Here is a 10,896-nt window from a genome sequence, read left to right as displayed (position 1 = left end):
CGGTGCACGTCCTGGGGGTGTGACGCGTGCCAACGATGGTCGGGCTCCACCTGCCCGCCTGGGAGGTGACGGCCGGGGAGCTCTCCTCGCACGGCGTCTCCGTTCCGCGTGGCGTCCAAGCCGTTCACCGAATGCACGTCCGCCTCGGGCGTGTCGAGCGCGACCGAGAGCGCGCGCGAGGAAATGGAGGAGGTGGCCGCAACAAAAAGAGCCATGGGCGCCGTCGCGCCCCTTGCCTGCCGTGCTGCCGAAATCGCCATGGTCGTGCAGTCCTCGTCGTACGCGGCCACGCGAACGGCTTGGACGCCACGCGGAACGGAGACGCCGTGCGAGGAGAGCTCCCCGGCCGTCACCTCCCAGGCGGGCAGGTGGAGCCCGACCATCGTTGGCACGCGTCACACCCCCAGGACGTGCACCGCGCACGTCGCTCCGCTTCCGCCCACGTTGTGGCACAGCGCCGTCTCCGCGTCTGGAACCTGCCTCTTGCCGGCGCGCCCCCGCAGTTGCAGGAAGGCTTCGACGGCCTGTGCGGCGCCCGTGGCGCCAAGCGGATGGCCCTTGGCCTTGAGACCACCGGAGGGGTTCACGACAAGATCTCCGCCGTAGTCTCCGCGCTTCTCGAGGGCAAAGGAACCGCCCTGCCCTTTGGCGCACAATCCGAGGTCCTCCGTCGCGAGGATCTCGGCGATCGTGAAGCAGTCGTGGACCTCGGCAAGGTCGAGCTCCTGCGGCCGCACGCCCGCCCTTCGGTACGCCTCGCGCGACGCCGCAACGGTCGCATCCAGGCGCGTGAGCGAGGGGCGGTCGTGCACGGCGATGTGGTCCGTGGCGGCGCCGGCGCCTTCGATCCAGACGGGCGTGTCGGTGAACTCGCGCGCTTTGGCCTCGCTCGCCACGAGAACGACCGCGGCGCCGTCGGTCGTCGAGCAGCAGTCGAACAGACGCAAGGGCTCGGCGACAAACGGCGAGGAAAGCGCCTGCTCCATCGTGATGGCCTTCTGGAACTGGGCGTTCTCGTTCCGCGCCCCGTGCGCGTGGTTCTTCACGGCCACGGCCGCGAGCGACTCGGGCTTCGTGCCGAACTCGTGCATGTGGCGGCTTGCGAGCAGCGCGTACACGCCGCTGAACGTGAGCCCGGCCAAGCGCTCCCACGGCGTGTCGCCCGAAGCGCCAAGCCAATACCGCTGGTGGATCGGCGGAAGGTCATTCATCTTCTCGACGCCGCCCACGAGCGCCACGTCGATCTCCCCCGAGCGGACGGCAAGGTACGCGTCGCGAAGGGCAAAGCCGGAGGATGCGCACGCGTTCTCCACGCGGCGCGCGGGCACACCGCGCAGCCCCACGTGCTCGACCCACAGGGAGGCGGGGTTTCCGATCTGCGAGCCGCCGAAGGACATGCTGCCGACGTAGGCCTCCTGCACGAGGCGGGCCTCGAAGTTGCGGTCGACCGTGGACGCCGCGCGCGCGAAGGCTTCCGCGAAGAGTTCCTTGGCGCCCTCCGGGCGTGCGCCGAAACGGCTCATGCCGGCGCCCACGATGGCGACCCTGCTCATCGGAGCCGAACCGGATTCCAAACTTAAATGCACGCGCGGCGTTTGCGGGCCGATGCTGTCCTACCGCATCGCCATGCCCCGCCCGAAGGACCACCTCTTCCACGTGGAACTTCGCGTGAAGGACCCGGGCGAGCGGCTCGTCCTTGCGATGCCGGTGTGGGCGCCGGGCAGCTACCTTGTCCGTGAGTTCTCGCGGAACGTCCGCGAGCTTTCGGCGTCGGATTCCCGCGGCCGCGCGCTCGCGACGCGGAAGGTCGCCAAGAACCGATGGGCGGTCCAAAGCAAGGACGCGCGCGAAGTCGTCGTGCGGTACACGGTCTACGCGAACGAGCTTTCCGTCCGCACATCGCACCTCGACGCCTCGCACGGCTACTTCAACGGCACGAGCGTCTTCCTGTTCCCGGTCGGGCGCACGGAGGAGCCCTGCCGACTGCGCGTGCAGGCGCCGCGCGGGTGGAGGACATCCATTGCGCTGCCGCGGCGCGGCGGCGGCTTCCTCGCGCGCGACTACCACCAACTCGTCGACTCGCCCTGCGAGGTGGGCCTGCACCGGGTCGTGCGCTTTCGCGTGCGCGGCGTGCCGCACGAGCTTGCCGTGTGGGGCCGCGGCAACGAGAGCCTCCCGCACCTTGCGCGCGACGTGGCGCGCGTGGTCGAAGCCAACGCGCGGGTTTTCGGCGGCCTTCCGTACGAGCGCTACCTGTTCCTGCTGCATCTCGTCGACAAGGGGGCCGGCGGGCTCGAGCACGAGGACGCGTGCTCGCTCCTCGTCGACCGGCACGCGTTTGCGCCGCGCAAGCGGTACGAGGACGTGCTCGACCTCGTGGCGCACGAGCACTTCCACGCGTGGAACGTGAAGCGCCTGCGCCCGCTTGCGGCCTACGACTACGAGCGGGAGAACTACACGACGCAGCTCTGGCAGTACGAAGGCGTCACGACCTACTACGCCGCGCAGGCGATCCTGCGTGCGGGGCTTCGCAGCGAGGAGGACCATCGCAAGCTTCTCGCCGAGCGGATCGGGCGCTTCGACGCGACGCCCGGGCGGCGTCGACAGAGCCTCGACGAGTCGAGCTTCGACGCGTGGATCAAGTTCTACCGCCCGGACGAGGACAGCCCCAACAGCGGCGTGAGCTACTACCAGAAAGGCTCGCTCGTCGCGCTTCTTTTGGATCTCGAGATCCGCCGCCGCACGAGGGGCCGCCGCTCGCTCGACGACGCGTTGCGCTTGCTGTGGCGGACCTTTGGCAAACGACGCATCGCGACGTCCGAGGACGATTTCTGGCGCGCCGCGCAGGAGGTCGCCGGCGGATCCCTCGAGGCCTTCCGCCGCCGCTACGTGCGGAGAACGGACGAGCTCGACTGGAGCGTGCTTTCCACCGTGGGCCTTCGCCTGTCCAAGGGCGACGGGAAGCCGCCCCCGCGGCCCGAGTGGCGTCCGCGGCGCGACGGCCGATGGCCGGCCGATCCGGCGCGCGCCGCGCGACCGCGCGCATGGCTTGGCCTTCGGCTGCGGGAGGGAACGAAGACGACGGTCGAGAACGTGTTCGACGGCTCGCCGGCGCAAGAGGCGGGCGTTGCCCCCGGCGACGAGCTTGTGGCCTTGGACGGCTTCCGCGTCGTATCGCTGGAGGAGCGGATCGCGGAGCGGTTCCCCGGCGACCGCGTCGAACTCACCGTGTTTCGGCGGGACGAGCTTCTGGGCCTGCCCGTGGTGCTCGCAACCGCGCCCCCGGCCGCGTACGAGATCGTTCCCGTCGCGTCGGCCCGCACGCGGGCCCGTCGATCGTTCCGCGACTGGTCGTCCGTCCCCTTTCCCGCCAAGGATAAATAGTGGCAGCCTTTTGTGGCAGCCGAGCCCCATGGCGATGCAATCCGAGCCGCGGTTCGTCGACAAGGCCTGGGACACGCAGGCCCGCCTCGAGTCCCGGTTCAAGCACATGGGCAAGGGCCGCTACGGCCGCGTCCTGAAGATGGCGCGAAAGCCGGACTCGGAGGAGTTCGCGCGGAACTCCAAGGTGACGGCCGTCGGGATCGCCGTCATCGGCGGGCTCGGGTTCGTGATCTTCCTCATCATGGACAAGCTGCCGCCGCTGCTTGGCCTCTGAGGCGCAACGCCTAAATAGGCCCACCCGTCTGTCGAACCCACCTTTTTGGTGTTTTCCATGGCCGACGAGGCAAAGCCGGACGCCGAGATCGACAAGGGCATCCTCGCCCTCAAGACCACCATCAACCAAGAGAAGATGGTGGCCCAGATGGTCGTCACGAAGGCGAGCAAGGGAAAGGCCGACGTGTACGCCGTGCTGGCGCCGGCGGAGCTTCGCGGTTACGTGCTCATCGAGGCCAAGGAGCGCGACATCGTGGAGCGCCTCGTCAAGGGCATTCCCCACGCGCGAGGCCTCGTCGACGGCACGACCTCGCTTTCGCAGGTCGAGCACTTCCTCACGCCCAAGCCCTCCGTCTCGGGCATCGCCGAGGGCGACATCGTGGAGCTCATCGCCGGCCCGTTCAAGGGCGAGAAGGCGCGCGTGCAGCGCATCGACGAGGGCAAGGAGGAGATCACCGTGGAGCTCTTCGAGGCCATGGTGCCCATCCCCGTCACGGTGCGCGGCGACAACGCTCGCGTGCTGGAAAAGAAGGAGAAGGCGAAGTAGGTCGGATCAATAGAAGAAGGCCACCGACCACGCGACCGTCCCCGAGCCGTCCAAGGGCACGAACCGCACCGTCCACGTGCCAGGCAGCAGACCCGAGCGATGAAGCTCGGTCCCCGGCTCGCCCGCGACGGGGCCCCGCTCGAGGAAGGTGCCGTCGGGACCGTGCAACTCGATGCGCACGGTCGCGTTGCCCTCGCCCGGCGACGCCTGCGCCCACACGCCCCGGTTCCACGAGGAGTTCACCGGGAACGTGACGTTCCACGGTCCGCCCGGCAGCCGCGCCTCTCCGTCGCGCGAGAGATCGTCGAGGGCGTGCCGGCCGGCGAGGGTTTCGGAGCGTAGCACGCGCAGGTCCGTGCCGTTCCACGCTGCGCGAAGACTTCCGTCGCCGAGCCTACGTACCTCCATCGTCGCGTTCTCGCCCAACGCCCGCACGTCCATCTCGGCTTCCAGACGGGCGGCGCTTCCGGCGAACTCCAGCCGAAGCTCGTGGAAGAGGTACACGAGGAGCGGCCCCCGCGCCGCGTCGGGCCCGATCGCCGGCACGTCCACCCACGGCACGATTGCGCAGGAAAGCGCCGTGCGCAGGCCTCCCGTCCGGAAGCGCGCCTTTTCCAGCGCGTCGTCGAAACCCTCGACGCGCAACGTAAGCTGCGTTTCGGGGAATTGTGGGCACGTGCCGATCGGCGGGGAGAACGGCGGCACGACGCAGCCGGCGAGGAGGACGGCCGCAAGGGCCAGGAACGCCGCCGCTTGCATGCCCATCATTCGGACCGGCGGGATTTAAAGTCGCGCTCAAGCATGCTCGTCGCGTAGATGTCCGAGCTCTCCGACCTGGGCTTCGTCCGCGACCTTGCCATCGTGCTCGTGGTCGCCGCGGTCACGTCGCTTGTCGCGCACCGCACGCGCCAGCCGGTGGTCCTCGGCTACATCCTCGCGGGGCTCCTCGTCGGGCCGTACCTCCTGCCGTCGCTTGGCGTTCCCTTCGCGCCCGTCTCGGACGTCGCGGCGATCGAGACCCTCGCCGCGCTTGGCGTCGTCTTCCTGCTCTTCTCGATCGGCCTCGAGTTCAACCTGCGCAAGCTGCGCGCCGTGGGCGGCGCGGCCTTGGCCGTGGGCGCGGCGGAGATCGGGTTCCTGCTCGTCGTGGGCTACCTGCTTGGCCAGGGGCTCGGCTGGAACCCCGTCGACAGCCTGTTCCTCGGGGCCGTGCTGTGCGTCACCTCCACGGTCGTCGTCGTGAAGATCGTGCAGGAGCGGGGCGAGGCCGGCGAGGACTACGCCCAACGGCTCATCGGCATCCTGCTCGTCGAGGACATCGCGGCCGTCGTCATCATCTCGCTCCTGCCGCGCGCCGTGGTCGGCGTGGTCGAGGTGGGCGAGCTTGGGGCCATCCTCCTCCAATTCGCGCTGTTCGTGCTCGTGCTCCTCATCGTGGGCCTGCTCGTCGTGCCCCGCCTGGTCGACCGGGTGGTCGCCACGCGTCGCGACGAGGTCATCACGCTGCTGGCGCTTGGGCTGTGCCTGGGCGGCGCGCTCTTGGCCGCCGGGCTTGGCCTCTCGGTGGCGCTTGGCGCCTTCCTGCTTGGAGCCCTCACCGCCGAGTCGCGCGGCTGGCGCGACATCGAGCACGCCTTCGCGCCCGTGCGCAACATGTTCACGGCCGTCTTCTTCGTGTCCATCGGCATGCTCGTCGACACGCGTCTCCTGCCCGGCTACGGACTTGCCATCGCGGCCGTCCTCGTGGTGCTCGTCGTCGCGAAGTTCTCGATCCTCTCCGTCGCGCAGCTGTCCGTGGGCGCCTCGCCCCGCACGGCCGTCAAGACCGGCGCGGCCTCGGGCAACATCGGCGAGTTCTCGTTCGTGATCGCAAGCCGCGGCCAGCAGCTTGGCCTTGTCTCCGCCCACCTCTTTCCCATCACGGTCGCCGTCGCGGCGCTGTCGTCGCTCGTCACGCCGTACCTCGTGGCGGGCTCCGACCGGATCCACGGCGCGCTTGCGCAACGATCGCCGGCGGCGCTTGGGGCCCACCTTTCCGCCTACCAAGCGTGGCTTCGCGCGCGCCGGTCGTCGGGCGAGGGTTTTGAACGCCTGCGCGCGACCTCGCAGCGCGTGGCCATCAACGCCGGAATCGTCGTCGCGCTCCTTGTCATGGCAGGCGTGCTCACGCGGCTCCTCTTCGAAGGCATCCGCTTTGGGCCCGTGGCCGGCCCGCTCAGCCTGGCGGCCCTGTGGATCGTCTTTGGCGTCCTTGCGATCCCAAGCGCCTATCGCATCGCGACGGGCCTTCGCGACCTCTTTGCCGAGGCCGCCGAGCCTCGCACGGGACTTGGTCCGGCGCTCGTGTACTCGGCGTTTGTGGCCGTCACGGCGCTTGCCCTGGCCGTGGCCTTGGGCCTCCTGCTCGGCCCGCTTTGGCGCGACCTTCCGCCGCTTTCCGTCGCGGCCTTTGTCGTCTCGAGCGTGGCCCTAGCGTCGGTCCTCCTGTGGCGCGCGCTCTCCCGCCTGCATCGCCATTGGGAGGAGACACTGCGGAGCGCCTTGGGCGAGGAGGTTCCCCGCAAGGAGCTGTTTGCCCTCCTCCGCGACTATCCTCTCGATCTGTCCGTGGATCGTGCGACCGTGGCGCCGGCAAGCCAGGTTGCCTACCGCACGATCGGCGAGATCGACCTCAAGCGCCGCACGGGCGCGACGATCGCCGGCGTGCAGCGGCAGCACATGCTTCTGGCCCCTCGCGCCACGACCGTCGTCGCCCCCGGCGACGTGCTCGTGCTCGTCGGCGAGCCCTCGCAGCTGGCCGGCGCCAAGGGATATCTCTCGGCCAAGCGGGTCGACGAGCCCGTGCCCATGGCCGTGCGCGAGCTGCGCGTGGCGCAGACCTCCGCGTTGGCCGACCTCACGCTTGCGGCCACGCAGCTGCGCTCGCGGGCCGGGGTCACGGTCCTGGCGCTGCGCCGGCGAGGCGAGGTCCTGGCGAACCCGGATCCCTCGATGCGCATCGAGCCCGACGACGTGCTCATCGTGCTCGGCGACGAGGAGGCGATCCTGCGCGCCGCCGGGCTCGTGGGCGCGCCGGAAGACAAAGACGCATCGAAACTGCCGCACGAGTCCGGCGCGGGAAGGAAATCTTAAGTACGACTCCCGGCATCGCCCCCCGGTTTCCATGGTCGACGCTTCCGTCGCCTCGTGGGGTCCCCTCGCGGGGATCGCCGCGGGTTTTGTGGCCATTCTTGCCGCCGCCATGCTCGCCGCGCGCGTCATGCGCCTGCCCGCGGGCAACGACCGCATGCGCGAGATCAGCCAGGCCGTGCGCGAGGGCGCCATGGCGTTCATTCGCGTGGAGTACCGCGTCGTGGCCGTGATTGGCGCCATCCTGGCGGTCCTGTTCCTGGGCGTGGGCGTTGCCACGGGCGAGGCCTTCTGGACCTACACGGCCATCGGCTTTGTCACGGGCGCCGTCCTCTCGGGCTTCGCCGGGTACCTTGGCATGTCGATCGCGGTACGCGCCAACGCGCGCGTGGCCGAATCCGCGCGCCAAGGTCTTGCCTCCGCGCTTTCGGTTTCCTTCCAGGCCGGCGCCGTGAACGGGCTTGCGGTCGTGGGTCTTGGCATCCTTGGCGTGGCCGGGCTGTACCTGGCCCTTCGCGCCACGCTTCCGGCGCAGGCCGTTCCGCTGAACCTCATCGGGTTTGCCTTCGGGGCTTCCCTCATCACGCTCTTTGCCAGGATCGCGGGCGGGATCTACACGAAGGCCGCCGACGTGGGCGCCGATCTTGTGGGCAAGGTCGAGGCGGGCATCCCCGAGGACGACCCCCGCAACCCCGCGGTCATCGCCGACAACGTGGGCGACAACGTGGGCGACTGCGCGGGCATGGGCGCCGACCTGTTCGAGACGTACGTCGTCACGATCGTCGCATCCATGGCGCTTGCGGCCACGGCGACCGTGTTCGGCGCGCGGGTGGGCGACGCCGCCCTGGGCGAGGTCGGCATCCTCTTCCCCCTCGTGCTTGGCGCCTTTAGCATCCTCTCCTCGATCGTGGGCATCTTCTTTGTTCGGCTGCCCGCAAGCCAGGACATCATGCGCGCGCTCTACCACGGCGTGATCGCGACGGTCGCCATCTCCGCGGTCGGGTTCTACGTCCTCACGGTGCCGGTGCTGGGCCTGCCGATCCAGCTGTACTTTGCAAGCCTCATCGGCCTTGCGCTCGTCCTCGCGCTCGTCTTCGTCACGGACTACTACACGAGCAAGAGCTTCGCGCCCGTCAAGGGCATCGCCGACGCCTCGACGACGGGACCGGGCACGAACATCATCCAGGGCTTGGCCGTGGGCCTGGAAAGCGTGGCGTTGCCTACGTTCCTCATCGTGGTGGGCCTTCTTGCCTCCTACGCGCTTGGCGCCTCGGCGGGCCCGGGGCTTGGCCTCTACGGCATCGCAGTCGCCGCCACCGGCATGCTCTCGGTCGCCGGCATGGTCGTGGCGCTTGACACCTACGGCCCCATCACGGACAACGCGGGCGGCATCGCCGAGATGAGCGAGCTTCCAAAGGACGTCCGCAAGGTCACCGACGCCCTCGACGCCGTCGGCAACACGACAAAGGCCACGACGAAAGGCTACGCCATCGGGTCGGCCGCACTTGCCGCGCTTGTGCTCTTTGCCGACTTCGTGGACCACGCAAGCGAGGCCGCGATCGCCCGCGGCACGCTTGCCGCCGGCACGCATCTTTCCTTCGAGATCTCGCATCCGGCCGTGCTGGCCGGGCTTCTCCTGGGCGGCGCCGTCGTGTTCCTGTTCGCGGCCTACGCCATGCGCGCCGTGGGACGCGCGGCCAAGGCCGTCGTCGAGGAGGTCCGGCGGCAGTTCGCCGACGGCCAGATCATGGCGGGCCGCCGAAAGCCCGAGTACGGGCCCGCCGTGGAGATCGTGACGAAGGCCGCGCTTCGCGAGATGATCGTTCCCGGCTCGCTCGCCGTGCTGGCCCCGCTTGCCATCGGCTTTGTGCTGGGCCCGCTTGCCCTTGGGGGCTTCCTCATCGGCATCATCGTGGCGGGCCTCATGATGGCGCTTCTCATGGCCAACGGCGGCGGCTCGTGGGACAACGCAAAGAAGCTCATCGAGGAGGGCATCCACGGCGGCAAGGGCAGCGACGCCCACAAGGCGGCCGTCGTGGGCGACACCGTGGGCGACCCCTTCAAGGACACGGCGGGCCCCGCGATCAACCCGCTCATCAAGGTCATGAACACGATCGCCGTGATCTTCGCGGGGCTCGTGGTGGCCTACCAGATGGTGGCCTTCTAGGCGATCACCCGACGGCAAGCGCCGCCGAGCGCTCGTTGTTGGCCTCGTTCGATTCTCGCACCTGCGAGACCGCGTCCGCGCGGGCGACAAACGCGTGGCCTCCGGTTACCGAGCGCCACACGAAGGACACGTCCGTCCATGCGCCGCCGGCAAGCGCGGGAACGTCGGCCCCGGCCGCAAGCGTGCCGTCCACGCGCAGATCCAGCCGCGATGCGCCGGCTGCGCTTGGGCCGGCGTTGCGCACGCGAACCGTCACCTCGACGTCCTGTCCTGCGACCGGGCTTGGCGGCAAGAAGGAGACGGAATCGACGACGAGGTCGGGCAGCCGCGCGAGTGCGGCGAGCACGGCCGCTTTCGCGTCCACGAGGCCGTGGCCCTTGTCGAAGCTCGACAGGCTGTCGGGGTTCGTGGGATCGGCCGCGTAGGGCGCCCCGCTTGCGAACTTGAACGCCGTCGTCTCGAGGAGGTGCTCGATCTGCGCCGGCGTGAGATCCGGATTCGCCTGCCGCACGAGCGCGACGACGCCCGCCACGTGGGGCGCCGCCATCGAGGTGCCCGTCTTCGTCACGTACCACGGGTTGCCGCCGTCGCTTTGGAAGTCCGGCGCGACCGTGGGGCCCGGCGAGAGGGTCCACGTGCCACGGGATGGCTCGCCGGCAAAATGCGGCGCGAGCGGAACGTCCGTCGCGCAGCCGCTCGTGCACGGGAACCGGACCTTGACGGTGGCCGTCGTTCCCGCGGGGCTCGTGAGTTGGACCGTGATCGGATTGCCCGTTCCGCTGGCCTTGGTGAGCCGCACGTGGTCGTCCGGGCCCACGACGGGTCCGCCCAGGGGGCTTGCGGGCGTGTGGAACGCCATCGCGGACGCTTCGGCCGCGTTCACGCCGTAGACGAGGACGAGGGGCTGGGTGACAAACGCGTTCCGGTGCGCGTTGTAGATCACGATCGGCCGCGTGTACAGGATCCAGTCGATGGCCTGCGAGGGCCCCATCGTGCCCCCGACGCGGAACGAGACGTCGCCCGAGTGCTGGTTGATCGCGTTGCCAAACGGGTTGCCGTCGCCGCCGCCGGCCCAGTCGAGCGCCTTGCCCGCCCAGCCCAACGGACCCGTGAGGCCAAACGCGGCGCGGATGGTCGTGCCGGGGGCCGAGAGGTCGGGCCAGGTGGACGGCGAGATGGAGGCGCCGCGGCTCGACGAGGGCGCAAGCGCCCCGTTGCGACCGCCGCGGACGGCGTCGTCGTCGTAGTTGGCAACGGCAAGGTTGCCTGGGATCGGGTTCTTCGCGTAGGCGTTCACGTTGTCGATCGTGCCGTCGCCGCCGTCGTTGCCCGCCGCCCAGACGACGACCACGCCGGCCTGCACGAGCGCCGTCGCAAGCTTGCTTGAGAGGAGATT

9 protein-coding genes are annotated in these 10,896 nt (G+C 69.7%); 5 read left to right on the top strand and 4 right to left on the bottom strand.

The window, feature by feature from the left end; genetic code table 11:
- Both VM681_03110 and VM681_03105 read right to left on the bottom strand, forming a co-directional pair.
- Window positions 1-392, bottom strand: a 392-nt coding sequence (locus VM681_03110; GenBank protein ID HVL86986.1) for a hypothetical protein, incomplete at its 3' end; no start/stop codon positions are given.
- 3 nt (window positions 393-395) lie between these two features.
- The gene (locus VM681_03105) at window positions 396-1,553 is read right to left on the bottom strand and encodes a thiolase domain-containing protein (GenBank protein HVL86985.1); all 1,158 of its coding nucleotides are present in this window, start codon (window positions 1,551-1,553) and stop codon (window positions 396-398) included.
- 52 nt (window positions 1,554-1,605) lie between these two features.
- Between VM681_03105 and VM681_03100 the strand changes: the two genes are divergently transcribed.
- From VM681_03100 to VM681_03090, 3 genes are read left to right on the top strand one after another with little or no spacing between them, the layout of a single operon-like run.
- On the top strand, window positions 1,606-3,384 hold the full coding sequence (locus tag VM681_03100) for a PDZ domain-containing protein (GenBank protein ID HVL86984.1): 1,779 nt from the start codon (window positions 1,606-1,608) through the stop codon (window positions 3,382-3,384).
- 28 nt (window positions 3,385-3,412) lie between these two features.
- On the top strand, window positions 3,413-3,658 hold the full coding sequence (locus tag VM681_03095) for a protein translocase SEC61 complex subunit gamma (protein ID HVL86983.1): 246 nt from the start codon (window positions 3,413-3,415) through the stop codon (window positions 3,656-3,658).
- A 57-nt stretch (window positions 3,659-3,715) separates the two neighbouring features.
- A complete protein-coding gene (locus VM681_03090; GenBank protein HVL86982.1) occupies window positions 3,716-4,204 on the top strand; it encodes a transcription elongation factor Spt5 in 489 nt (162 codons plus the stop codon).
- A gap of 6 nt (window positions 4,205-4,210) precedes the next feature.
- Here the strand turns inward: VM681_03090 and VM681_03085 are convergent, their stop codons facing one another.
- A complete protein-coding gene (locus VM681_03085; GenBank protein ID HVL86981.1) occupies window positions 4,211-4,963 on the bottom strand; it encodes a hypothetical protein in 753 nt (250 codons plus the stop codon).
- Window positions 4,964-5,020: 57 nt separating this feature from the next.
- Between VM681_03085 and VM681_03080 the strand changes: the two genes are divergently transcribed.
- On the top strand, window positions 5,021-7,336 hold the full coding sequence (locus VM681_03080; GenBank protein HVL86980.1) for a cation:proton antiporter: 2,316 nt from the start codon (window positions 5,021-5,023) through the stop codon (window positions 7,334-7,336).
- Between the two features lie 31 nt (window positions 7,337-7,367).
- Complete coding sequence (locus VM681_03075; protein ID HVL86979.1) at window positions 7,368-9,500, top strand: sodium-translocating pyrophosphatase; 2,133 nt, start codon at window positions 7,368-7,370, stop codon at window positions 9,498-9,500.
- 4 nt (window positions 9,501-9,504) lie between these two features.
- Here VM681_03075 and VM681_03070 read toward each other — a convergent pair.
- Window positions 9,505-10,896 (bottom strand): S8 family serine peptidase (locus tag VM681_03070; protein ID HVL86978.1); only part of this gene is annotated, 1,392 nt, incomplete at its 5' end.

This window comes from Candidatus Thermoplasmatota archaeon, assembly GCA_035541015.1.
Classification (GTDB): Archaea; Thermoplasmatota; SW-10-69-26; order JACQPN01; family JAIVGT01; genus DATLFM01.
The sequence above is the reverse complement of the archived record's forward strand: the minus strand, read 5'-3'. Positions and strand labels throughout refer to the sequence as shown.